This is a genomic window from Streptomyces sp. NPDC102360 (genome assembly GCF_044766085.1).
GTDB lineage: Bacteria > Actinomycetota > Actinomycetes > Streptomycetales > Streptomycetaceae > Streptomyces.
Map to the genome: position 1 here is coordinate 760470 of NZ_JBIWLG010000001.1, position 24205 is coordinate 784674.

A 24205-nucleotide genomic window follows, 5' to 3' on the forward strand; every position below is an offset into this window, starting at 1 on the left:
ATACTGGGTGGTCGGCCGTTCTGCCGCGCTCACACCAGCGGGGTGATCTTCTCGTCGAGGTTCAACAGGGCCTTGCCGTACACCTCGTAGCTGACGGCGGGCAGCGTGACCGCGTGGCGGGCGGCGACGGCGGAGTCCCGCCAGATGCGCTGCAGCGGGTTCACGTCGGCGAAACTGCCGGCCCCGTGGGCGTACAGCAGCACGTCGATGGCCTTGGTGACGTTCTCGATGGCACACGCGGTGTCGGCACGGACCCGGGAGCGGATCAGGGTGTCGGGGTACTCGCCGCGGGCGGCCGCCTGCTCGATGTCCGCGGCGGCACGGTAGGTGTGCAGATGCGCGGTGTCGATCATCATGGCGGCCTGGGCGATCTGGTTCTGGAAGGTCACCGACTCGGACTGCGCGTCGAAGAAGGTGTACGAGATCGGCTTCCGGCCCGCCTTGCCCCGGACTATCTCCAACGCCGCTCGTCCCAGACCGAGTTGGGGACCGGCGAGCACCAGGGAGAGAATGGGCACGAACGCGGAGCGGTAGAGCGGCTCTTCGCCGCCTCGCTCGGTGGGGTAGTTGCCCTCGATGGCGGCGGGCACGGAGACCACGCGGTGCTCGGGGACGAACACGTCTTCGGCGACCAGGCAGTTGCTGCCGCTGCCCTTCATCCCGGCGACGAACCAGGTGTCCTCGATGGTCATCTCCGGAACCGGGATCAGCACCAGGCTCTGGTCGACGGCCTCGCCCGCCTCGTCGGTGAGCGGTACCCCGAGGACGGCCCAGTCGGCGTGCAGAGAACCGGAGTTGTAGTACCAGCGGCCGGTCACCCGCCATCCGCCCTCGACCTTGCGGGTGGTGGAGGTGGGGGCCAGGACGCCGGAGACCCGGGCGTCGGGGTTCGCGCCGAAGACATCGTCCTGGGCCTGCTGCGGGAACAGGCCCGTCATCCAGGCGCAGACGTTGACGAGGGTGACCACCCAGGCGGTGGAACCGTCGCCCTCCGCCACCTGGGCGGAGACGTCCAGCATGGCCTTCACGCCGGCTTCGTGACCGCCGTAGCGCCTGGGTACGGCGGTCTTGAACAGCCCGGCATCGGCCAGGGCATCGATCACTTCCTGCGGGACGCGGCGGTCGGCCTCGGTGCGCGCCGAGTGCTGGCGCACGAGGGGGCGCAGCTCCGCGGCCCGGGCGACCAACGCCGCTCGATCTGCCGCCTGGTCCTCGGGGGAGAGCGGGGGTTGGGTGGGTGCGGTGGTGGTCATGTCGTCCCTTCGTGCTGAATGCAAGTGGGTGCCGAATGCCGCTGCGGGCGTCGGGGTGCCGTGGGTGCCGCGGGCGCCGTGGTCGCTGTGGAACGGATCAGCGGGAGCAGGCCAGCAGCTGATCGGTGAGGGGGCGTCGGGGGCGCTGCGCGAAGCCGGAGTGTGTGCCGAAGGTGCGGTGGCCGTACACCAGCGGGGGAGCGGTCGTGGTCTGCGCGTGCGCGACCGCGCCAAGGAGCAGGCGGTGGTCTCCGCCGGGCACGTTCTGGGCGAGGTCGCACACGATCCAGCCCGGTGCCTCGCCCAAGCGCGGCAGGCCGTGGTCCAGGTTCCACTCCGCGCCGTCGAACCGGTCCGCGGAGCGGCGGGCGAACTGCAGCGCCAGGTCACCCTGCGCGTGCGACAGCACGTTGATGCCGAACCGGCCGGTCCGCTCGATCCGCGCCAGTAGCTGGGAGTTGGTGTCCAGGGCCACGGTCACCATGGGCGGCCGCAGGGACAACGAGGCGAAGGCGCTCACCGTGGCGCCGTGCGGACGGTCGTCCTCCAGGGCGGTCACCACGGTGACCGGAGCGCACACGCCGGCCATCAGATCACGGAATTCCTGGTCAGCCACCATGGTCGGCTCCTCACAGAGGGTGGGCAACTGTGCAGACGGTGGGATCACGCGCGGGAAGCGGGATCCCGTCGTCAGGGGGGCGCTGCTCGGCTGCCGTCCCGACAGATCCGACTGCGCGCCGTCGTGCCGTACTGGGCGGCTGCGATGCGCATCACCATAGGCAGCTATATGTGATAACAGCAAGAGGTGGGGTGCGGCGAACTTCTTGCGGCGCGACCAGACTTGATCAAGAAACGCGCTCGTCGGGGCCCTTGGGGCCCGCCTGCCGAGGCGTCGGGCCGGTTGACTGCCCGCGGCCGGCCGGACTGCTCAGTCGGCGATCGCGGCGATGCCCTGCTGGGCGATCTGCTCGTTGAGGTCCAGATGGGCCAGCACGGCGTGGGAGGCGCTGCCGGGGTCGCGCTTCGCCACCGCGGCGAGGAGTTCGGCGTGGGCCGCTTCCCGGCGTCTCGGCTCGTCGGGATCGCTGTCGCGGCCACCGAAGGCCAGCCGCACGTAGCGCTCGGCGGAGTGCCACAGCATGCCCAAAATCCGCAGGTCCCAGTCGGTGGCCGCGGGCCGCAGCAGGTCCAGGTGGAACTCGTGGTGGGTCTCGTAGATCTCGTCGAGCCCCAGGCTCTCGTCACCGATGACGGTGAGGTGTTCCATGAGCCGGGCGTGGTCGCGGTCGGTCAGGAGCAGGCAGGCCCGCCCGACGAGTTCGGGCTCGATCTGCCGGCGCAGGCGGTAGATGGCGCGCAGGTCGTCGTGGCTGAGCGGGGCCACCACGGCGCTCTTTCCGGGGGTCGTGACGACGAGGCCCTGGCCTTCGAGGTGACGCAGCGCCTCGCGTACGGGGATCATGCTCACGCCGAGGCGGCCGGCGATCTCCCGGAGCGAGAACTCCTGCGACGGGAGAAGGTCGCCGGAGAGGATGGACCGGCGGATCTCCTTGGTCACCTGCTCGACGACCGACATCGGTTGCACGCGGCGTACGCCTTTGGTGCTCACTCCAGCCATGACGGTCTCCCTAGGGCATTGTCCTCACACCTCGCCGGTTCCGGGATGCTATCAGTTATATCAATTTGCGGACCGATGTCTGTCGGCAGCCGCCTTCTTCAACAGAGGGGTGATGCGGTAGTCCACCAGCTGGCGCATCACGAGCGAGGTGGTGGTCCGTTCGACCCCGGGGATCGCGAGGATCCGGCCGGCCGTCCGGTACAGGTCCTCCGCGTCGGTGGCCACCACGTGAACCAGCAGATCGCTGTCCCCGCTCAGGCCGGACACCTGCAGCACCTCGTCGACGGCGGCGAGCGCGCCGGCCACCTCGTCGAGCCGTCGCTGGACGACCTGGACGGTGATGAAGGCGGTCAGTGGATAGCCGAGCGAGGCAGGGCTGACGCGACGCTCGTAGGAGGACAGCGCGTCGGTTCGCTCCAGGGTGGCCAGCCTGGACGGTGTTGCGGCTGAGGCCTGCCTGATCGGCGAGCGCGACGGCGGTGGCCCTGGGGTGCTCGCTGAGAGCGAGCAGCAGTCGGGCATCGGTGGAGTTGATCCGCGCGGAGCTTGGCATGATGCACGCCTTCCCTGGGGCTGGACGGGGAATCTTGGGCATCCTGCACTGTTATCACACGAAGTCTTGTGCGCATTCCGCCCGGCTGGTGTGCTCAGAAGCAACTCCGCACCGCCGATGCTCCGAGTCCGGCCGCGATCCGGCCCGCTTCGCACCGATGCACCTGGAACCTGGAACAGCGTGCCTTCGCCGCCGTTCCAGGCGTCTCCCCTGTCACTCCCGACCGCTCAACTCGCTTCGGCGAAAGCAGGTCACGAGGAGGTCCGTTCCGTATGACCATTGCCCCAGACCGAGCCGCCACCTTCCGCGCGACCGACGACTTCGACGCCCTGCGCGAGGTCGAGGAGCGCGTGCTGTGGCTGTCCAGCTCCATCGTCCACCACGCCAACCGGGTGCGGCCCAACCCGACAGGACTCAAGGTCGGCGGCCACCAGGCGTCGTGCGCCTCGATGGTGTCGATCATGACCGCACTGTTGTTCCGGCACCTGCGGCCCGAGGACCGTGTGTCGGTCAAGCCGCACGCCTCGCCGGTCCTGCACGCCATCAACTACCTGCAGGGCAGCCTCGACGCCGAGCATCTGACGACCCTGCGCGAGTTCGGCGGCCTGCAGAGCTACCCGAGCCGCTCGAAGGATCCCGACCCGGTCGACTACTCCACCGGCTCCGTCGGCATCGGCGCGACCGCCACCATCTGGGGAGCCAACGCCCGACGTTACGTCTCCGAGGACCCCGGCACCCCGGCCGGCCGCCAGTACGCGCTGGTCGGCGACGCCGAGCTGGACGAGGGCGCGGTCTGGGAAGCGGTCATGGACCCCCAGGTCGCCCGACTCGGTGAGCTGGTGTGGATCGTCGACCTGAACCGGCAGTCCCTGGACCGGGTCGTGCCCGACATCGCGGCGGACCGGCTGCAGGGCATGTTCGGCGCGGCCGGCTGGCAGGTCCTCACGCTCAAGTACGGGACGCTGCTGGAGGAACTGTTCGACCGCCCCGGCGGTGAGCAACTGCGCCGCCGCATGGACGCGATGCCCAACCCTGAGTACCAGCGGCTCCTGCGCTGCTCCGCCGACGAACTGCGCGACCGTCTGCCCGGCACGGGCGTGGACGCCCAGCCGATCGCTTCCCTGATCGGGCAGTTGGACGACTCGGCCCTGGTGCGGGCGCTGCGCAACCTGGGCGGCCACGACCTGCCCGCGCTCGACACCGCCCTCGACTCGGTCGACGACCACCGCCCGACCGTGATCTTCGCCTACACGGTCAAGGGCTACCGGCTGCCCACGCAGGGCCACCCGCAGAACCACTCCTCACTGCTGACCGAGGACCAGATCAACGAACTCGCAACGCAGGTCGGCGCCGACCCGGACCGGCCCTGGGACGCCTTCTCCACCGACAGCGAGGCGGGCCGGCTGTGCGCCGAGGCCGGAGCCCGACTGCGCCGGGAGCCCATCGCGCCGGCCGAACCACCCACGGTGCCCACCGACATCGGCCGCACCCCCACCGGAACGACGACCACCCAGGCCGCGCTCGGCCGGGTCCTGCTCGACCTGACCCGCGCGGCCCCCGACGCGGCACGCAGGATCGTCACCGTCAGCCCCGACGTCAGCTCCACCACCAACCTGGGCGGATGGGTCAACAAGGTCGGCGTCTGGGCCCCGTCCGAACGCCTCAACTGGTTCCACGACGACGCCGAGACCCTGCTGCACTGGCGCGAGAAGCCCACCGGTCAGCACATCGAACTGGGCATCGCCGAGACCAACCTCGTCGGCATGCTCGGCGAACTCGGCGCCACCTGGAGCCGCTGGGGCGAGCCCCTGCTCCCCATCGGCGTGATGTACGACCCGTTCGTCCAACGCGCTCTGGAGCCCTGGTCGTTCGGAATCTACGCAGGTGGCCAGTCCATCCTCGTCGGCACTCCGTCCGGAGTCACCCTGGCCCCCGAGGGCGGTGCCCACCAGTCCATCACCACGCCCTCCCTCGGGATCGAACAGCCCGGCTGCACGACCTGGGAACCCGCCTTCGCCCTCGACACCGAATGGGCCCTGCTCGCGGCGCTGTCCCGTTTGGGCAGGCCGGACGGCGGCTCCGCCTACCTGCGCCTGTCCACCCGGCCCGTCGACCAGGCCCTGGCCTCGGTGCCCACCGACCCGGCTGCCCGCGAACGCCGCCGACGGCAAGTCGTCGCCGGCGCCTACCCGTTGCGTCGCGTCGAACAGCCGGAGGTCACGATCACCGCGATGGGCGCCATGGCCACCGAGGCGCTGCAGGCCGCCGACCGCCTCCACCAGCAGGGCGTCGCGGCCGACGTCGTCTGCGTCACCAGCCCCGGCCTGCTCTTCAAGGCCCTCGACGCACGCTCCGGACACGGCCACGCCGACACCTGGATCCTCGACCAGGTCTTCCCTGTCTCCCGGGCCACGCCGATGGTCACCGTCCTGGACGGCCACCCGCACACCCTGGCCTTCCTCGCGAACATCAACCGGGTCGAGCTGCGCACCCTGGGCGTGACCCGCTTCGGCCAGAGCGGCGACCTGCCGGACGTGTACCGCTACCACCAGATCGACAGCGACAGCATCATCCGGGCCGCTCTCGACCTGACGCAGTGAGGGAGAACCGATGAACGCGCTGAGCGGCATCGACCGTGTTTGGTCCGGCGCGCGGGCCGTCCGCGAGCACAAGGAGGCCCCGCAGCCGAGGGTCCGCCACCTGACGCCGGGCGGCAGGATCGGGACGGTGACCTCCTCGGTGCCGCCCGACGCGGAGGCATCGGGTGACGATGTGGTCGATACGCCTTCCAGGGGTGGTGACCGGGACCGGTAACGGAACGGCGGTGGCGGGGGGGGGGGGGGCGGGCGGGGCCAGGCGCTCGCGGGGGACCCCGGCCGCCCCGCCGCCGACGCCCCGCCGGCCGGCGCGCCCGCCGCCCCCGCGGCGCCGGCGTGGCGGGGGGGGGGGGGCCGCGGGGGGGGCCGCCCCCCCGGGGGGGGGGGGGGGGGCGGGGGGCGCCCCCCCGGGGGGGCGGGGCCCCCCCCCCCCCCCCCGCCGTTCCGCTTGCTCGGCGTGCCGTGTGCAGGACGGATCCGGAGCGTCAGGTGTGGTCGGGCAGGACGGGCCCCGCGCTCCGGATCCTTCCCGCCACCGGCCCCGCCCTGATGGCGGGAAGGCCGGTGGACTGTAAGGAGCGTTACCGATGGATGCGCTCAGCCGCCGACGGTGACCTGGGCGCCCGACTCGGCGAGGCGCTGGTAGGCGCTGCGTACCGCGGGCACCAGCCGTGCCGCCTCCTCGGGTTCGCTCCGCTCCGAGCGCAGCTTGAGGATGTCGCCGTTCCTCCTGTCGTCGGGGACGTCCTCCGTGCGGGCGATGACGAGTACGTGGAAGTGGCGGTGGTTCTCGCCGAAGGCGAGCAGGTACGTCGCCGGGGCGCCGGTCACCTCGCCGACCGCCGCCGTCAGGTCCCGCGCACGGCGGCCGAAGGTCTCCAACTCGGCGTCGCTGAGCCCCGTGAGGCGCTCGGCGTGCCGTCGCACGCGCAGCACGAACCAGCCGGGGACGTCGTAGCCGGGCACCGTCTGTCCCGACCACAGGTCGTCACGGAACACCACGGTCGCATCGTCACTGTCCTCCAGGCCGCACATGTGGCAGTCATGGTTCGTGGAGTCGCTCAAGGGTCGCCTGCTTTCCGGTTCGGGTCGGCACGTGGATGCCGTGGCGTGACCCGGTCAGCGTAGGTCGGTATACGTTATAACAGCAAGAGGTGAGGCTGCGTCGAGGTCTTCCAACTTCTCGGTTGTGGGGCACGAGAACGCCTGATGTCGAGCACCCTGTGCAGAGATGGTCTCCCTCGGTCTGTAGAGACAACGTGTGTCAACTACCGCAAGGGCAGACTGGGTTGGCTCTCGCCCGGGAAGACCGAGGGTTCTCAGGGCTCGTAGGTTGCCGCGCGCCTACGGGCCGGTGTCGGCGATCGTGAGCCACGGATCACGTCTGTCCGCGGCTCGACTCGTTCTGGTAGTCACCGAATACGGGGTCCCATTCGGTGATGGTCAGCTCGGTCACGAGGCCGTGGACGACAAAGGGGTCCTCGTTGACGGTGGCGAGGACCTGGTCCCGGTCGCTGCCGTTCCGGTACTTCCGCAGCAAGGAAGAGCTCATCGACGCCACCGCCGGAGTCGGTCTCGGCCTGGTCGGTGAGATCTTCACCGGCATCCTGGAGACCCGGCCGAATCCCGGTCCTTCACAGACTCTCGCCACGATCGTCGCCGAGCTGCGCGCCCGCACAGAGCACCCGGATTACGACCTGTCCAAGCTCGCCATGCAGACCTGGGCGGAGGCCCTGCGCCGGCCTCCGTTGCGCGAACGCACCCGGGCCTTGTACGCCGAGACCCAGGGGCATCTCGCCGAACTCGCGGGCCGGTGGCGGGAGGACGGGCGACTGCCGGCGGATGCGGAACCCGAGGCCGCGGCGTCGGTGATCTTCGCGCTCATGCACGGTCTCATCGTCTGCCACCATCTGGCCGACGGTGTGAGCGCCGACGAAATCGGCCTGGGACTGTCGGCGCTCGGCGCCGGCCTCTCCGCGTAGGTCCCGCACCCCGAGGGCGTGTACGGCCGCTGTCCTGTCTGCGGGCCAGAGAGGGATTCCGGGCATGCCAGGTGTGCTGTTCATGCTTACTCCTTGGGCTTGCACGGGGTGCGGTGCCCGCGCGCCTGTCGCAGGCGGCACACGTGGCTCAGCCGCGTGCGCCCAGGCGGAGATCGATCTTCATGCAGGCAGGCGCGGCGGTACTTGGGAGCCACAGAGGTAAGGGCACCCGGAGCCACAGGGGGGAGGGGCGGATGCCGTCGAGGAGGCGTCGCTGGGCTTCGTCGACGGCGCGCAGGCCGGAGCACAGGGAAGCGGGGTCGCAGGGCCGCAGGTGTGCGGCCGTGTGCTCGGGCGTTGAGGCGAACTGGGAGTGATGTTGGGCGGGTCGCGGCACCCGATGTCAATGCCCCGGACGCGTAAGGCCCTGCCGGGGGCCAGCCCCCGGTGCAGGCACCGTGTTCCGCTGCCGGGCGGGCGAAGTCGCCGGTCAGCGAGGTGTGTTGGGCTCCTCGCACGCCGCGAGGCTGGTGTTGTGTTCGTGGATCAGACGCAGGGCCTCGTCGCGGTCGCGGCGGTCGAGGGCATCGATGAGGTCGCGGTGCAGTGCGTGCCGGTGCGCGATGTACTCGCCGAGCGGCTGCTCGCTGGCGGGCAGGACCGTCAGGGTGTGCGCCTCGATCAGTTCCAGCAGGCTGCTGTAGAGCGAACCGAGCAGGGTGTTCGGGCTGATCGAGGCGATGTCCGCGTGCAGGGCCCAGTTGGCGTGGACGAACGCGACGGGGTCCTCGGCCTCGACGGCCGCTTCCATCGCCCCGATGTGCGCGCGCAGCCCGGCGACATCGGCGGGGGAGGCGTGCCAGAGGGCGTCCTCGATGAGCAGGGGGTCCAGGGCGTCGCGGATGCGTACCGCGTTGGCGACGTCGGTCTCCTGTGTGTCCAGGGCGAGGACGGAGTTGCCGAGGCGCACCATCGGGGTCTGTTCGGCGCTGAAGAGTCCGCCGCCCGGGCCCGGCTTGACCGTGACCAGGCCGCGGGACTGCAGCAGACGGAGGGCCTCGTTGAAGGTGCCCACCGAAACCTCGCACCGCTTGCGCAGCTCGTCCTTGGTGCCCAGGCGGGTCCCCGGTGACACCGTCTCGATGAGCGCGACGACGCGCTGTGCCGCCGCTTCCGCCCGGCCTGGTGTCGTGCTCACCCTCATCGCGTGAACGCTGGACGCAGCCGGCCCTCGTCGAAGCCATCGACGACCCGAGCAGCAAGCCCGGGACTTCAGTCCCGGGTAGTTGACCAGCTCGACCTTCCGCCAGGAGCGGATCGAGCGGCGGCAGCGCCTGATCCCGGCGTGGACGTGTCCGATCATGATCATCGAGGGGTACGACAGCGAGACGCAGCCCCGCGAGTTCTACGAGCACGCGCGCGACTACATCCCGAACGCCAGGGACGTCCAGGTCCGTTACGTCGAAGGGCCGACTGCCGGCGACCGTTCGGGGGTGATGCAGCAGGACAGGGCGAAGGCGAGTTGGTCGAGCTGGAACGACGCGCCGCCGCGGTGGAAGTCGATGCAGTGGCCGGACGAGGGGACCAGCCGGGCGTCGACGACGGGAGCCGACACGAAGGCCTCCGCGAAGGCCGCGACCTGTGCGGTGTCGGTGACCCACAGCCGGTCGAACTCGCCCTGCCGGTAGTGCACCGGCACGCTGATCTCCGCGACCACCGACCGCACGCGCTCGATCCACCCTCCGGTGATGTCGAGCAACTCGGCCTTGGGGACCGGTGAGTCGGCGACGTGGCCGGCGTCCGGCATGTCTGCGCGACGGGTCCACTCCGGCCCGAACATGACGAAGTCCTTGGTCTCGCCGGGCATCTCCACCACGGGCAGATCCGGCAACGCGGCCCACGCCTCTCCGGACTCCGCGGGCGTCTGAAGGAGACACCCCGAGATCGCGATGCCCAGCAGCGGCCACGAGGGTCCGCGCGCGGCGAGGGCACTGACGGTGGCCCCGCCGATGGAGTGGCCGATCAGTACGACGCCCGCCGTGCCGGCTCCGTACTCCTCCCACAACTCGCCGACCAGATGGTCGAGGACCCCGGCGTTGGCCAGGATGATCGACTCTCCCGGGTTGACGGGGGTGCTGCCCTCGTACCCCGGCCGGTCGACGGCCAGGACCGGTATGCCGAGCGCCGCCGCCCGGTCCAGGAGGGAGTAGCCGGCCACGTCGAAGTACGCCGAGGTGTAGGCGCCACCGTGCACGGCGACGACCAGCGGTGTGTCGGGCCGGACGGCTCCCTGCTCCGGCAGCCGCCCCCGCCCGGAGAAGGTCATGCCTTGAGCGGGGCCGGCTCCGAGGACGGTGTGCGTGAAGCGCCGTGTCCGGGTGGTGTCTGTCGTCATCGTCGTTCTCCAGCGGTCGGGGGTCGGGGGTCGGGGGTGGTCGGTGGCTGGTGTCTGGCGACATTCCGGACACCGCCCCGGCATGGTTGACGCCGCGCAGCAGGCGGGGACTTGGGAGACGCGCCCATCGGAATTGGCCCTGACGGTCGGACCTCGCCGCGGTGCGGTAGAACCCCAAGTCAGCGAGTCGTCGGTCAGAAGACGGCGAGTGGGTTGACGACGAGTCCGGTGGTTCGGGTGATGCGCGGTGGTGCCAGTACGAGCATGAAGGTCCAGCGGCCGAGTGACGCGCAGACCTCGGCGAGGTCGTCGAGGCCGGCGGCGTCGACCAGCGGCAGACCGAGCCGGGCGAGCGCGACCTGGTGCACGGGCATCGGGAACTCGGGCGGGCGCCGGTCGCCGATGTCGCCGACGTAGACACTGACCCCGTGCTCGTCCATCCACCTGACCGCGCTCAGGTCGAGACCGGGCACCGGCTGGCCGAGCGGCCGGTTGACGTCCCACCCGCCGCGCAGCACCAACGCGTCCCCGGAGCTGAACGAGGCACCGGTGCGGGCGAGTGCGGCGTCGAGGTCCGCGCCCCCGATGTGCCGGTCGGCCGGGAGACTGCCGCCCTCCGGTGCCAGGTCCAGGAGCACGCCGCGGGTGAGGATGCCCGCGGTGAAGGGCTCCGCCGAGCCGTGGGTGACGCCGGTCGGTGTGACGGCCTCCTGCACCGGCACACCGGGGTAGATGTGGTCGTCGACCGGCATGTGGGACACGGCGTCGAGATGGGTCAGCGCGGCGTTGTGGGTGTTGATGACGAGCGAGTCGGTCAGCGCGAGCGGCTTCGCCCCGTTGAAGTTCACCATCTGCAGGACGCCGGCCGGCATCATCGCCGGACTCGCGACCGGTCCGAGCCCGGTCGTGAGCGGCACCGGATCGACCGACCGGGCAAGGCTCACGTGACGCGCCTCGCGCACCTCGGCCGCCGCCCGGACACGTGCCGCCGCATCGATCAGGTTCAGGGTGCCGAACTGGTCGTCGTCACCCCACCGCGCCCAGTTGCTCGGCAGTTCGTCCTCGGCCATCTTCTCCTCCTTCGTGGATACTTCGTGGACACGCCCCCTGCTCCGGCCGGGGGAGGCGACGGGGCTCCTGCGGCAGCAGGGCTACCGGCGTGGTTCGACGGCGAGTGCGACGAGCATGTGCCACCGCCACCAGTCGGCAGGTTCGTCACCGCGGCCACGCTCGCGTCAGGGTGTCCCGCAACTCCGCCAGTGCCGCGGGCCCCAGTTGACTGCCAAGATCCTGTTCCAGGTCACGAAGAATTCCCGACGCGACGTCACAACGCCGGCGACCCGCATCGGTCAGCCCGATGAGGGTGCTGCGTGGGAACCCCGGCCCCGGCGTGCTGGACAACAGGCCTTCGTCGAGGAGCTGTGTGACAGCGCGATGCATCGTCTGGCGGGTGACGCCGGCACGGCGGGCGAGTTCGGCGATGCTCAGTGGTGTGCCGGACCCCAGGTGTGCGAGCACGGCCGCGTGGGCCGGGGTGATGGGGTCCACGCCCGCGGCGGCGAGGCGCGCCAGCAGCTCGTCGGAGAACCACCTGACACTCCGTTGCAAGAGTGTGAGGAGGGGCGGGTTCACGTCCGGGTAATCCTCGGCGCCCATTGCTCGCGCTCCTCTCCCTCGTGAGATACGGTCCTGTGTCAGCATAGCTGACACAGAGGGAGTTTGGTGGCAATGACAGACCATGACGTCGACGTCCTCGTCGCAGGGGCCGGCCCGGTCGGACTCACGGCGGCGTTGCAACTGGCCCGGCGGGGTGTCTCGGTTCGCGTGGTGGATGCCGCGCCCGGCCCGGCCACGACCAGCCGCGCGCTGGGTGCTCACGCCCGCAGCCTGGAGATCTACGATCAGCTCGGGATACTCGGCGACATCGCGCCGTACGGAACGCGGATCAACGGCTTCATCCGCCATCAGGCCGGCTCCACGACCCGGCTCGACTTTGACTACGGCGACCTGGTGACCCGGTTTCCGTACATGTTCAACATCGATCAGGTGATCACCGAGCGCCTGCTTCGCGGTCACGTCGCCGCGGCCGGGGTCGAGGTGGAGTGGAACACCAGACTGGAATCCTTCCAGCACGACGAGGATGCCGTCACGGCGGTGTTGAGCGGCGGTGACGGCTCCGGCACGGGGAAGGAGACCGTGCGTGCCCGATACCTCTGGGGCTGCGACGGCGGACACTCGACCGTCCGCAAGACCCTCGAGCTCCCCTTGAAGGGCGAAGCCGCCCACACCTGGCTGATCGCCGACGCGATCGTGCACACCGATCTGGAGCGGGACGGCGTGCACTGGCTGTTCCCGCCGGGCGGCGCGCTGATGATGTTCCCGTTCCCGGAGCCGGGCAAGTGGCGGCTGCTGGACACGACCGGCGAAGGAGAGGCCGAGCAACCCGGGCCGATCGCCCGGCAGTTCAGCACCAAGCTGTCGCAGGCGCTGGGTCGCGACACCGTCGTGGACAGCCCCAGCTGGGTGTCGAAGTTCACCGTCCAGCAGCGCGCGGTACCTACGATGCACGTCGGGCGGTGTCTCGTTTCCGGCGACGCCGCGCATGTCCACTCCCCGGCGTCCGGGCAGGGTCTCAACACCGGTATCCAGGACGCGTTCAACCTGGCGTGGAAGCTGGCCATGGTCGTACAGGGCCACGCCGACGCCGCCCTGCTGGACACCTACGACGCCGAGCGCGTTCCCATCGGCCAGGCCCTGCTCGCCTCCACCGGGGAGGTCATGAACAACGCCATGGTCGACACCGGCGACGCCAAGGAAGCCCTGGAGGAGGACCGTGGCTTCATGCGCCGGCTCATTCGGAACATGTCGGGTCTGAGCATCTCCTACCTCGACAGCCCGCTGACGGTGCCCGACGACTCGCCGGGGGTGGGTCCGCGACCCGGTCAGCGGCTCACCCAGATCTCCGCCGCCGATGCCCAGTCACCCGGCTGGACGGCACTGCGCGCGGTGCTCAGGAACTCGGCCTGGCACCTGCTCGTCTTCGCGGGGAGCGAGCAGGCCACCGGTCGGGATCAGGTCACCGCGGACGCCGGGTCGCTCCCGGCTTGGCTGGCCAGGGTGACGATCAGCCGGCGCCGGCCGGACGAGGGGGGCCATGGTGTGTGGGATCCCGACGGCCGGGTCCAGGACACGCTGGCCGCGACCGATGGCGACTGGATCCTCGTACGTCCCGACGGCTATCTCAGCGCTCGCGGCACCGGGGACACCAGCCTCCGTGATGCCCTCGATGGCTTGACCGTCCTTCGCACGCGGGAGTCGGCACGGATCTGATCAGGGCTTTGAGCGCAGGGCTGTCTCCGGTGGGGATGGAGTGTCTGCACGAGTCTTGACTGCCACACGTGTCGTGTCCGTATGGTCAGAACCGCACCGGACGCAAATCGTTTTGCGTCCGGGCTCTGTCTGAAGGGGACACGCGATGTCGCGGAGGAACGACCGTCCCAGCATCGAGAGCGTGGCCGTCGCCGCGGGGGTCAGCCCCACCACGGTGTCGCATGCTCTCAGCGGGAAGCGTGCCGTCTCCGCCGCTACCCGCGAGCGTGTCATGCAGGCCGTCGAGACCATGAACTACCGCCCCAACATGGTCGCGAGGGGGCTGCGCAGCCGACGGACTCAGACGGTGGCGCTGCTCTTGGTCGACGTGGCGAACCCGTACTATCCCGCCGTGGCCCGTGCGATCCACGATGTCCTGGCGGGGGAGGACTACGTCTCCTTCATCGGCAACACTGACGGTGATGCGGCCACCGAACGTCGGCTGCTGGAGGAGATGGTGGCTCGCGGTGTCGACGGGGTGGTGATGCAGCCCGTCGCGCTGTCCGCCGCCGAGGTGCGCGAGGTCGTCGGCCCGGAGATGCCACTGGTCATCACCACCGACGAGTACCGCGACATCCCCGCGGACTCCGTCCTCACCGACGACGTGCTCGGCCTCCGCGAGGCCGTGTCGCACCTGGTGGAGCAGGGCACGCGCGAACTCGGCTTCATCGGCGGCCCCTTGGTCGGAACCAGGGAGATCTTCCGGCTGGGGGCCTTCCGTGCCGCCATCGCCGCCGCGAGTGTAGAGGTGCCCGATCGCTGGATCGGGCACGCTCCGTTCACCCGCGAGGGCGGATTCGCTGTCGCATCCCGCCTGTTGAGCGCCCACGACCGCCCGCGCGCGGTCCTGTGTGCCAATGACCTGATCGCGATCGGCGCCCTGCAGGCGGCCCAGGCCGCCGGACTGAGGGTACCGAAGGACATCGCGATTGTCGGATTCGACGACATCGAGACCGCCGCGCTCGTCTCTCCCCGTCTCACCACCGTCGTCAACCCCGCTTCGGAGGTGGGTGAGGCCTGCGGGCGCACCATCCTCTGGCGCGTCGAGAGCGGCCCTGACGCACCGTACCGGCGCACAGTCCTGCCGACCCGATTGGTCGTCAGGGAATCTGCCTGATTGGTCGTCAGGCGGCCTGCCTGGCCTGGGCATCGGAATCTGCCCCAGGGATCGGTAGGGCTTGTGCTGCACCACCCCATCGACGCAAAACGATTTGCACGCAGAGAAACGGAGAACAGACCATGACACAGACTCCGACCGTCACCGCAGTGGAGCTCGACGAGGCCTACCGGGGCACCGGAGCCGACGCGTGCCGGCCGGAGGACCTTCTCGCCGGCGAGGTCGCCCAGCGCCGGGAGACCGGATACGACGTCGACGACGTGGTGCGTGCGGCCAACGTCACCGGTCCGGAGGACCGTGTCGCGCTGCTGGCTCTGGTCGACGGCATGCGCGACAGTACGCGGCTGCCCGGCTGGACGTACGAGGAGCCCGAGTCGCTCGACGACATCCGGGGCTCGGTGCAGGCGGCCCCCGCCGCCGCCCACGACCGGGACAGGTATGCAGACCAGGTGCACGCGGCCTGGCTCGGCCGGATCGCGGGCTGCAACCTCGGCAAGCCGGTCGAGGACGGCTCCCACTGGAGCCCGGAGCGTATCCGTGAGTACCTCGAACTCACCGACTCCTACCCGCTCACCGACTACTTCGCCACGCTCGACCCGCAGCCGGAGAACTACCGCTTCCGCGAGTGCTGGACGGAGACCACGCGCGGCAACGTTGACGGATCGGCGCGTGACGACGACATCGACTACACGATCCTCGGCCTGCACCTGCTTGAGACCCACGGCCGGACGCTGCGCCCGGAGCACGTGGGCGCCGCCTGGACGGAACTCTTCCCGCTCCGGCAGGTCTTCACCGCCGAGCGCGCCGCCTACATCAACCTGGGCAATGGACTGCGGGTGCCCGAAGTGGCCCGTTTCCGCAACCCCTACCGTGAGTGGATCGGCGCGCAGATCCGCGCCGATATCTTCGGCTACGTCAGCCCGGGCGATCCGGCAGTCGCCGCCGAACTCGCCTACCAGGACGCTGCGTTGTCCCACACGGCGAACGGCGTCTACGGCGAGATGTGGGCCGCCGCTCTCGTCTCGAGCGCCTTCACCGCGGCGGATGCCGCCGAGGCCGTCGGCACTGCGCTCACCGTCGTGCCGCCCCGCTCCCGGCTGCACGAGGCTCTCACCCACGTGATCCGGCTCCGCGCCGAGGGTGTCGCCTGGGAGGCCGCGCTCGCCGAGATCCACGCGTCCTACGGCCACTACTCGTGGGTCCACACCATCAACAACGCGGCCGCCGTCACCGCCGCCCTGCTGTGGTCCGACGGCGACTACACCAGCGCCGTCGGCAAGGTCGTCATGAGCGGCTGGGACACCGACTCCAACGGCGCCACGGTCGGCTCGGTCGCCGGCATCCTCACCGGCACCGCCGGCCTCCCCGAGCAGCTGATTGAGCCCCTGCACGACCGCACCAGGTCGGCGCTGTTCGGCTTCGACCACTCCATCATCTCGGACCTGGCCGCCCGCACCGTGCGCCTCGCCCAGGCGGGCTGACCCCTGGCGGCCCGCTCGGGGCGGGCCGCGGCAGCGAACCCTCTATCAACGGAGATGAGGATGGCCACGATCTCACGCCGTCACTTCCTGGGCGCCGGGGGCGCCCTGGGGGCATCGGCACTGCTGAGCGCGTGCGGATCGACAGATGCTGGGGGCTCCGGCAGCGACCTCACGATCTGGAACAACCTCCCGGACGCGCAGCAGAACGAGTACTTCCGCAAACACTTCGCCGCAGGTTACCGGGGCAAGTACCCCGTGCGGTTCAGCCCGAAGGCCAGCAGCACCATCGACCGTCTGATCCAGACGGCGCTCGCCGCCGGGTCGGGGCCGGCGATCATCGTCACGCCCGGCCCGTCGAGCTTTGTCTCCTCGTACTGGTCCGCCGGTTACCTCGCCGACCTCGGGCCCTACGCGGACCACTATGGCTGGCAGAACACCTTCGCGCCCTGGGCGCTGGGCGCCTCCCGGGTGGACGGCAAGCTCGCCACCCTCCCGGCCTCGTACGAGACGATGGCCTTCTACTGGAACCCGGACACGCTCGACAAGCTCGCTCTCACCGTGCCCAGGACACGCGACGACTTCGAGGCGTTCTGCGCCGAGTCCAAGGGCAAGGGACACGTCCCCCTGGCCGCGGGCAACGCCGACTACAAGGGCGCCAACGAGTGGTTCGTCGGGCTCGGCCTCAACCACGGCGCGGGACCCGAGGCGGTCCACTCGGCGCTGACCGGCGAGACCAAGTGGACCGACCCGGTCTTCGTGGACGCGATCGACCGGCTCGCCTCCTACTTCAAGAAGGGCTGGTTCGGCGGCGGCGTCGACCTGTACTTCACCAACAACTTCCCGACGGTGTACGGGGATCTGGCCTCGGGCAAGGCCACTGCGATGCTCTCCGGCAGCTGGGAATTCTCCAACTTGGGCGCCTACTTCGGCAAGGCAGCCGGCAACGACGCCACATGGGACTGGACGACCGTGCCCGCACTCGGCAAGGACATCCCCGAAGTGGTGTGGGACCTCGCCATTGGCCAGTCCGTCGGTGTCAACACGAACTTCGAGGACACCGCGGCGGCGGCCGACTACCTGAACTTCCTCACCACCGACCTCAAGACGATTATCACTGGTGTTGAGCGGATGAACTTCGCGCCGCCGCCGGTCCACATCAAGGCCGCCGACTTCTCCGCCGACGCCGACCCGCGGATCGTACGGCTGTACTCGCGGCTGTCGGCCGCACAGTCCATCGGCTACACCACCTGGACGTTCTTCCCGCAGCAGACCGAGACGTACATGATCGACTACTTCGAGAACGTCATCACCGGCAGCCTGAGCGCCAGGGACTACTGCGCCGGCATCCAGTCCCGCTTCTCCCGAGAGCGGGCCCAAGGACGGGTGCCGACCGCCCCGAAGCCCGCGGGAGGACTGTCATGACGACGCCCGCAGCCACCACCGCGCGGCAGGCGGAGGAAGCCCCGGACCGGGCCACGACCCCGGCGAGACACGGCCCCCGACGTCTCGACCGGCTGCGCGACCGCAGGGTCTCCGGCTGGCTGTTCCTGTTGCCGCTGGTCGCCCTCAACGTGTTCGTCGTCCTCGTCCCGAGCGCCTTCTCGGTCTGGTACTCCTTCACCGACTGGACCGGCATCAGCTCCAAGGCCCACTTCATCGGCCTGGCCAACTACCGCAACCTCTTCCACGACCCCGAGTTCGTCCAGGGCCTCGTGCACAACATCCTGTGGACGCTGTTCTTCCTGGTCGTGCCGATGGCCATGGGTCTCTTCGGCGCGTACGCCCTCTCCCGGATCCGCCGCTTCCGACTGCTCTTCCGGACGCTGTACTTCATCCCGTACATCGTCGCCAGCGTCGTCAACGCGTCCATCTGGCGCAGCATCCTCGACCCGCAGCACGGTGTGGGCAACCTGCTCGGCATCAACCCGCTCGGCGACCCGCAACTCGCCCTGTGGTCAGTTGAGTTCGTCAACAACTGGGCCTGGTGGGGCTTCCTCGTCGTGGTGTTCCTCGCCGCGATGCAGGGCGTCGACCCCAGCCTCTACGAGGCCGCCACCATGGACGGTGCCGGCGCGACGCGGCAGTTCTTCGCTGTCACCCTGCCCGCCATCCGGCCGACGTTCGCCTTCCTCGGACTCATGACGATCATCTGGTCGTTTCTCGCATTCGACTACGTCTACGTCCTCACCCAAGGAGGGCCGGCCGGCTCGACCGACCTGCTGTCGACCGTCGCCTACCGCAACGCCTTCTCCAACCTCCAGGCCGGATACGCCTCAGCCACCGGCATCGTCATGGCCCTCATCAGCGGCGTGGTAGTCACCGCGTACCTCGTGATCCGCAAGACCAGGAAGTGGGAGACATGAGCGTCGCCGCGCCCTCGCGCACACCCGCACGCACCACAGAGGGCGACGCTGCGGCCCCGGCCGGCCGGCCCCGCCGGTTCCCCGTCGGCCGCACCGCTGTCTACGTAGCCCTCACTGCGCTCGCCATCTTCGCCCTCGGCCCGATCGTCCTGTTCCTCTTCAACGCACTCAAAACGAACAGCGAGTACGCGGCCGACTCCCTTGGTGTGCCCAAGAGTTGGAAGTGGAGCAATTTCACCGACGCGTGGACCCAGGCCAACATGGGTGCGGGCCTGTGGAACTCGCTCATGATTGTTCTCGGCACCGTCCTGCTCACCTGCGCCGTGGCAAGCCTCGCCGCCTATGCGCTCGCACGGTTGCAGGTGCGCGGCGCCTCGGCGTTCATGACGTACCTGCTCGTCTCCAGCGCTCTGCCGGCCCAGATGTTCCTGGTTCCGCTGTTCTACATGTGGGCCCAGGCCGGGCTCTACGACACCCGGTTCGGTCTCGTCCTCATCTACTGTGGGCTGTTCTCGCCGTTCGGAACGCTGTTGCTGCGCTCGTTCTTGATCGGCATCCCGCGCGAGATGGAAGAGGCGGCCCGCGTCGACGGAGCGGGCGAACTGCGTGTCTTCCTGCAGGTCGTACTGCCCAACGCGCTGCCCGGCATCCTCACCGTGGCGCTGACCACCGGCCTTTCGGCGTACAACGAGTTCCTCTTCGCGGTCACGATGATCCAGTCCGACGCGAAGATGCCACTGTCGACGACCTTCTTCACCTTCCAACAGGGCTTCACCCAGAACTTCTCGCTGATCAGCGCGGCCGGCTTCATCATGATCGCGCCGATGCTCCTGCTGTTCCTCCTGCTGCAGCGCCGGTTCATCAACGGGCTGGCCAATTCGGGGATGGGAGGCATGTAACCCGCCGCCGGTGTCGGGAACCGGGGCCGCGTACGTCCTCAATCGTTCGCTGCAGTCGCTTCAGCGTGTGGGGCTCGGAAAGTCGTCGCTGCAGGTCATGAGACGTAGCGGTATTCGTTGATGGCGCCGCTGAGGACTTGGGTGCGGAGGAGTTTGCGGGCGTCGATGTCGTGCACGGTGGCGGGCTGATGGAGGGCGTCGGGCGGTTGTTGATTCCGTGCTCGATGTGGCCGGTGCCCGTTGTAGTGCCGCTGGTAGGCGGCCAGGACCTGCCGGGCGTGGGTTGCGTTCATGATGAGGATGTTGTCGAGGGCCTCGCGTCGGATGCTGCCGATTACTCGCTCGCAGTGGGCGTTCATCCGGGGAGCTTGTGGCGCGCTGAGTAGCACGTCCATGTCATCGGCTTCGAAGACGGCGTCGAAGGATTGGCCGTACTTGCTGTCGCGGTCGCGCAGCAGGAAGCGCAGGGTCTCCATGCGTGTGCCCAGGTCGGCGGCGACGTTCCGGGCCTGTTGCACGGCCCATTCTCGGGTGGGGTGGGCGGTGACGCCGGCGATGTGCAGGCGTCGGGTGCCATGTTCGAGGAACGCCATCGCGTACAGCCGTCGGCCGAGCACTGTGTCGACGTGGAAGAAGTCCACCGCGAGGATTGCGCCTGCCGAAAACTCCATCCGTGCAGTTCAGGCGGCATGTTGGTATTCGTGCAGGACTCCGCCGAGGCGGTCTCTCCGGCGTACCTTCAACTTGGTGATCTGTGCGTGGGGGAGCGGTTCGGGGGCGGCGCGCAGAGGCGCTGCCTGATCGATCGCTTGGTGGGGGCGGTGGAGGTTGTAGTGCAGCTCGAACTGGCTCAGTGCGTGGCGCAGATGACGCTCGTTCCAGATGAGCGTGCGGTCCAGCAGTTCGTGGCGGCAGGTCTGGACCCAACGCTCCATGATGGCGTTCATACGCGGGATGCGGACGCCGGTGAGGACGACTTGGATGCCAGCGTCGGCCAGGATTTCATCGAAGAGGGCGGGGTACTTCGCATCCCGGTCCCGGATCAAGTACGCGACGGTGGCTTTGGCGTCCGTCAAATCCATGGCCAGATTGCGGGCGGCTTGCGCGACCCAGGTCGCGGTGGGGTGTGCGGTGGTGCCGAGGATCCGGACGCGGCGGGTGGCATGTTCGATGACGGTGAGGATGTACTGGCGCTGTCCGGTCAGAGTGGCGGTTTCGATGAAGTCGCAGGCCAGGAGGGCGTTGGCTTGGGAACGCAGGAAAGCAGCCCAGGTGGTGGCGGCCCGGTCGGGCGCCGGATCGATGCCCTCGCTCGTGAGGATTTCCCAGACTGTGGAGGCAGCGACTTGGATGCCAAGGGTGGCGAGTTCGCCGTGCACTCTGCGGTAGCCCCAGGCGGGGTTTTCACAGACCAGGCGCAGGACGAGTGCGCGGATCGAACGGATGGTGGGTGGCCGGCCCGGTCTCTTCGGCCGGCATGTGCGGGCATGGCGCCGCTTCATCAGATCGCGGTGCCAGCGCAGCACGGTGTCGGGCCGGATCAGTAACCGGAGTCGGCGCATGCTCTGGCGGGGCAGGGGCGCCAGTAGCGCGGCGAGGAACGCCCGGTCGGCGGGAGTGAACTTGATCCGGTCCGTACCGAGTTGTCGTTCCAGGACGGTGAGCTGGTGGCGCAGGGCGAGGATTTCCGCGTCTTTGTCGCGGTCGTTCATCGACAGCAGTCGCAGCGCGGAGAACGTGTTGGTGATGGTCAGGTAGGCGAGACGAAGCAGCACGAGTGCTTATCATGCCGCACCGTCGAAGGCGCTCATGAGCTGCGCGGATGAAAATATCGGCAGGCGCAATGTCGTGCCGCCCGCCAGCGCAGGGGTCTGGAACTGGTACGGCGACTCGACCGACCCCGACCCGCTGCCCTGCCCGGTGCGCGGGGTGGGGTTCGTGTACCACCCGGGAGGGACACCATCCTCGATCTGCTGAACCCAGAAGCGGGCGCCCTCGTTGGCGCCACCGGCCGCGGTGTCGGGCACCACGAAGTTGCAGTCACCGTCCGCGTCCGAGGTGCACTGTGCCCAGTCACCGGACACCGGGTCCGTGCCGTCCTCGTCCGCGTACAGCGCCAGCCGCACCCCGGCCAGCGGGCTGACATCCGCGTCGCCGGTCCGGTCCGCTCCGGTCTTCACCGTGATCACGGATGTTCCGGGTGCGGGGCTCGGCACCGAGCGTGGTGCTGCCGTCGCCTTGGGCGTACTTCCCGCCGACGAGGTGGACTGCGCCTGCCCGGTAGTGCAATTTGCCCCATTAATTACGCAATTCTCACTAGTCTACATGTCGACTGCCGGTCAGTGACGGGTCCGAAGCTATGCAGTACCCCGGTCGGCCCAGTCCCAGGCCCGTACCGTCGCCCGTGCGCCTCACCGCTCGCGCCCCGGTTCCGCCTCGACGCGTACGGGCTGCGTGTTCTCGCGCACCACCGCCACTCCCAGCGGCGGGACGAGCACGGACGTGGCCGTCGGGTCGGCGTCCCGGGTCAACTCGCGCTCTCCGCCGGTGATCCGGACGCCTGAGGTGCCGTGGTTGAGTACGAACAGGTAACTGTGATGCCGGCCTCGCCGACGTACCGCCTCCACGCGGTCGGGCAGACCGGCGACGGTGGGTGCCACTCCCGCTCGCTCGCAGATGCCGTCGAGGAGACGGCGCAGCGCGTCGTCGGGCAGGTGGGTGGAGATGTACCAGGCATGACCGGCGCCGACGGTGTGGCGGGTCACGGCGGGAAGGCCGTCGAGGGGGCCCTCGGCGTAGTGCGTCACGGCCTCGGCGCCCCGGAGATTGACGGCCTCGCTCCACCGGGTCGCGAGGGTTCCGTCGTCCAGGTGGACGTGTTCGTCGTCGCCGAGCGGGCACAGCTCGGTCGTGCTGATGCCGAGCAGGTCGCGCAGCGCTCCGGGGTAGCCGCCGGGGACGACGTGCAGGTGCTCGTCCGTCATTCCCGTGAAGTGGCCGAAGACCACCGTGCCACCCGACTCCGCGAAATCCCGCCAGTGTGCTGCCAGTTCCGCGGAGACCGGCATCATGGATGGGACGAGGAGGACGCGGTAGCTGGACAGGTCCGCGTCGGCGGGCACGAAGTCGGCCGGGATGCCGGACCGCCAGAGCGCGGCGTGGGTGCGGCGCACCGCCTCGGGGAAGCTCAGTCGGCTCGACGGAAGGCCGTCGTTCTCCAGCGCCCACCACCCGTCGGCTTCCCACAGGATCGCCACGTCTGCCTCGACGAGGGGGCCTTCGGCGGGCGGCTCCGCGACCTCGGCCAGGCGGTGCAGGGTGGCGCCGAGCTCCACGACAGACTCGAAGCGGGCGGTGCCGGGGCCGGTGTGTGGCACCATGCCGCCGTGCCAGGTCTCCGATCCGGCGACGGAGGCGCGCCACTGGAAGAACAGCGCGCCCTGAGAGCCGCGTGCGAGGTAGGACAGGGTGTTGCGCAGGACCCGGTCCGGGGACTTGGCGGCGTGCCGGTCGCGCAGGGCGATCTGGGTGGTGCCCTGCTCCATGAGCAGCCAGGGGTTTCCGCGGGACCAGGAGCGGGCCAGGTCCCCGGCGTACGCCGCGTGCGTCTCGCCGGCGGGTCCTGTGGTGTCCAGGTAGTGGTCGATGGAGACGGTGTCGAGGTGCGGCCGCCACGACCAGTGGTCGAGGTGGTTCCAGTCCGGCAGCATGAAGTTGGTGGTCGCCGCGGCGGTCGAGCCGGCGGCCCGGATCTCGGCGACCTGCTCCGCGTAGGCGTCACGGAACTCGTCCGCGGTGAACCGGCGGAAGTCGAGTGCCTGGGTCGGGTTGTGCATGTACTGGGTCTGGCGGGGCGGGAGGATCTCGGCCCAGTCGCCGTAGCGCTGCGACCAGAAGGCCGTGTACCAGCGACGGTTGAGCTCGTCGAGGGTTCCGTACCGCTTCTGCAACCAGGTCCGGAACGCGGCCGCGGCGTGGTCGGAGTGGTCCAGGCTCCCGTACTCGTTGTGGATGTGCCAGCCGCGCAGCGCGGGGTGTGTGCCGTAGCGTTCGGCGAGCTTGCGGGCGATGCGGCGGCAGGCCTCGCGGTAGGCGGGGGCGCTGATCGCGTAGGTGTCGCGGCTGCCGTGGGTGTGCCGGCTGCCGTCGGGCTGGACCGGGAGTGCGTCGGGGTGGCGGAGCGAGAACCAAGGAGGCGGGGAGGCGGTCGGGGTGGCGAGGACGACGCCGACGCCGCCCTCGTGCAGCTGCGCGAAGACCTCGTCCAGCCAGCCGAACTCGTAGTGCCCTTCGGACGGTTCGAGCCAGGACCACGCGAACACCCCGACGGTGGCGGTGTCTACGCCGGCCTGGCGCATCAGCTCCAGGTCCTCGGCCCGGGTTGCCGCGTCCCACTGCTCGGGGTTGTAGTCGCCGCCGAACAGGAAGCGGCCTCGCGGGGTGAGGCCAGCGGCGGGGTCGCCGTCGGCATCGGGGCCGGGATGCGCGGATCCGGGCAGGCTCATGCGGTCGGTCTCCTTGGTGGGGTCGGGTTGCCTTCGGCGGGCCCGCCGCCCGGCGTGGCCAGTGGGAACTGCG

Annotated in this window: 22 protein-coding genes and 1 pseudogene; 9 read left to right on the top strand and 14 right to left on the bottom strand. The window is 69.7% G+C overall.

The window, feature by feature from the left end; genetic code table 11:
* Positions 1–29 precede the first annotated feature (29 nt).
* The 5 genes and pseudogenes from ACIRHA_RS03530 to ACIRHA_RS03550 form a co-directional block, all read right to left on the bottom strand.
* Positions 30–1253 (bottom strand): acyl-CoA dehydrogenase family protein, encoded by a 1224-nt coding sequence (locus tag ACIRHA_RS03530; RefSeq protein WP_403839375.1) that lies wholly within the window; start codon positions 1251–1253, stop codon positions 30–32.
* A 97-nt stretch (positions 1254–1350) separates the two neighbouring features.
* A complete protein-coding gene (locus ACIRHA_RS03535) occupies positions 1351–1872 on the bottom strand; it encodes a flavin reductase family protein (protein ID WP_403839377.1) in 522 nt (173 codons plus the stop codon).
* Positions 1873–2181: 309 nt separating this feature from the next.
* Entirely contained in the window at positions 2182–2871 is a 690-nt protein-coding gene (locus ACIRHA_RS03540; protein ID WP_403839379.1) for a GntR family transcriptional regulator, read from the bottom strand.
* A 60-nt stretch (positions 2872–2931) separates the two neighbouring features.
* Positions 2932–3393, bottom strand: a complete 462-nt coding sequence (locus ACIRHA_RS03545) for an Lrp/AsnC family transcriptional regulator (RefSeq protein WP_403839381.1) — start codon at positions 3391–3393, stop codon at positions 2932–2934.
* Positions 3347–3466 (bottom strand): annotated as a pseudogene (locus ACIRHA_RS03550) (hypothetical protein); the annotation flags it as partial. The pseudogene ACIRHA_RS03550 and the gene ACIRHA_RS03545, both read right to left, overlap by 47 nt.
* Before the next feature lie 230 nt (positions 3467–3696).
* Here ACIRHA_RS03550 and ACIRHA_RS03555 point away from each other — a divergent pair.
* Together ACIRHA_RS03555 and ACIRHA_RS03560 are read left to right on the top strand one after the other, a co-directional pair.
* Positions 3697–6024 (top strand): transketolase-like TK C-terminal-containing protein, encoded by a 2328-nt coding sequence (locus ACIRHA_RS03555; protein ID WP_403839383.1) that lies wholly within the window; start codon positions 3697–3699, stop codon positions 6022–6024.
* Positions 6025–6034: 10 nt separating this feature from the next.
* On the top strand, positions 6035–6238 hold the full coding sequence (locus ACIRHA_RS03560) for a hypothetical protein (protein WP_403839385.1): 204 nt from the start codon (positions 6035–6037) through the stop codon (positions 6236–6238).
* Between the two features lie 380 nt (positions 6239–6618).
* Here the strand turns inward: ACIRHA_RS03560 and ACIRHA_RS03565 are convergent, their stop codons facing one another.
* Entirely contained in the window at positions 6619–7086 is a 468-nt protein-coding gene (locus tag ACIRHA_RS03565) for a hypothetical protein (RefSeq protein WP_403839387.1), read from the bottom strand.
* A gap of 425 nt (positions 7087–7511) precedes the next feature.
* Between ACIRHA_RS03565 and ACIRHA_RS03570 the strand changes: the two genes are divergently transcribed.
* Entirely contained in the window at positions 7512–8003 is a 492-nt protein-coding gene (locus ACIRHA_RS03570) for a TetR family transcriptional regulator C-terminal domain-containing protein (RefSeq protein ID WP_403842081.1), read from the top strand.
* A 490-nt stretch (positions 8004–8493) separates the two neighbouring features.
* On the opposite strand, the gene ACIRHA_RS03575 is transcribed toward ACIRHA_RS03570, so the two are convergent.
* The 4 genes from ACIRHA_RS03575 to ACIRHA_RS03590 form a co-directional block, all read right to left on the bottom strand.
* Entirely contained in the window at positions 8494–9201 is a 708-nt protein-coding gene (locus ACIRHA_RS03575) for a FadR/GntR family transcriptional regulator (protein ID WP_403839389.1), read from the bottom strand.
* Between the two features lie 258 nt (positions 9202–9459).
* Entirely contained in the window at positions 9460–10398 is a 939-nt protein-coding gene (locus ACIRHA_RS03580) for an alpha/beta hydrolase (protein WP_403839391.1), read from the bottom strand.
* Positions 10399–10592: 194 nt separating this feature from the next.
* Positions 10593–11468, bottom strand: a complete 876-nt coding sequence (locus ACIRHA_RS03585; RefSeq protein WP_403839393.1) for a cyclase family protein — start codon at positions 11466–11468, stop codon at positions 10593–10595.
* A 145-nt stretch (positions 11469–11613) separates the two neighbouring features.
* A complete protein-coding gene (locus ACIRHA_RS03590) occupies positions 11614–12054 on the bottom strand; it encodes a MarR family winged helix-turn-helix transcriptional regulator (protein ID WP_403839395.1) in 441 nt (146 codons plus the stop codon).
* Positions 12055–12126: 72 nt separating this feature from the next.
* Between ACIRHA_RS03590 and ACIRHA_RS03595 the strand changes: the two genes are divergently transcribed.
* From ACIRHA_RS03595 to ACIRHA_RS03620, 6 genes are all read left to right on the top strand, one after another.
* Positions 12127–13728, top strand: a complete 1602-nt coding sequence (locus tag ACIRHA_RS03595) for an FAD-dependent oxidoreductase (protein ID WP_403839397.1) — start codon at positions 12127–12129, stop codon at positions 13726–13728.
* 145 nt (positions 13729–13873) lie between these two features.
* Entirely contained in the window at positions 13874–14884 is a 1011-nt protein-coding gene (locus tag ACIRHA_RS03600) for a LacI family DNA-binding transcriptional regulator (RefSeq protein WP_403839399.1), read from the top strand.
* Positions 14885–15006: 122 nt separating this feature from the next.
* Positions 15007–16365 (top strand): ADP-ribosylglycohydrolase family protein, encoded by a 1359-nt coding sequence (locus tag ACIRHA_RS03605; protein ID WP_403839401.1) that lies wholly within the window; start codon positions 15007–15009, stop codon positions 16363–16365.
* Between the two features lie 60 nt (positions 16366–16425).
* Positions 16426–17787: an ABC transporter substrate-binding protein gene (locus ACIRHA_RS03610; RefSeq protein ID WP_403839403.1), complete on the top strand. Its 1362-nt coding sequence runs from the start codon at positions 16426–16428 to the stop codon at positions 17785–17787.
* Positions 17784–18728, top strand: coding sequence for a carbohydrate ABC transporter permease (locus ACIRHA_RS03615; protein ID WP_403839405.1), 945 nt, complete (start codon positions 17784–17786; stop codon positions 18726–18728). The genes ACIRHA_RS03610 and ACIRHA_RS03615 overlap by 4 nt, the downstream gene beginning before the upstream one ends.
* Complete coding sequence (locus ACIRHA_RS03620; protein ID WP_403839407.1) at positions 18725–19627, top strand: carbohydrate ABC transporter permease; 903 nt, start codon at positions 18725–18727, stop codon at positions 19625–19627. Before ACIRHA_RS03615 ends, ACIRHA_RS03620 begins: the two co-directional genes overlap by 4 nt.
* A 95-nt stretch (positions 19628–19722) precedes the next feature.
* Here the strand turns inward: ACIRHA_RS03620 and ACIRHA_RS03625 are convergent, their stop codons facing one another.
* The 4 genes from ACIRHA_RS03625 to ACIRHA_RS03640 form a co-directional block, all read right to left on the bottom strand.
* Positions 19723–20298, bottom strand: coding sequence for an integrase core domain-containing protein (locus ACIRHA_RS03625; RefSeq protein WP_403839409.1), 576 nt, complete (start codon positions 20296–20298; stop codon positions 19723–19725).
* Between the two features lie 9 nt (positions 20299–20307).
* Positions 20308–21402: an integrase core domain-containing protein gene (locus ACIRHA_RS03630; protein WP_403839411.1), complete on the bottom strand. Its 1095-nt coding sequence runs from the start codon at positions 21400–21402 to the stop codon at positions 20308–20310.
* Between the two features lie 9 nt (positions 21403–21411).
* On the bottom strand, positions 21412–21816 hold the full coding sequence (locus ACIRHA_RS03635) for a hypothetical protein (RefSeq protein WP_403839412.1): 405 nt from the start codon (positions 21814–21816) through the stop codon (positions 21412–21414).
* Positions 21817–22038: 222 nt separating this feature from the next.
* Positions 22039–24132, bottom strand: a complete 2094-nt coding sequence (locus tag ACIRHA_RS03640; RefSeq protein ID WP_403839414.1) for a beta-galactosidase — start codon at positions 24130–24132, stop codon at positions 22039–22041.
* Positions 24133–24205: the final 73 nt, after the last annotated feature.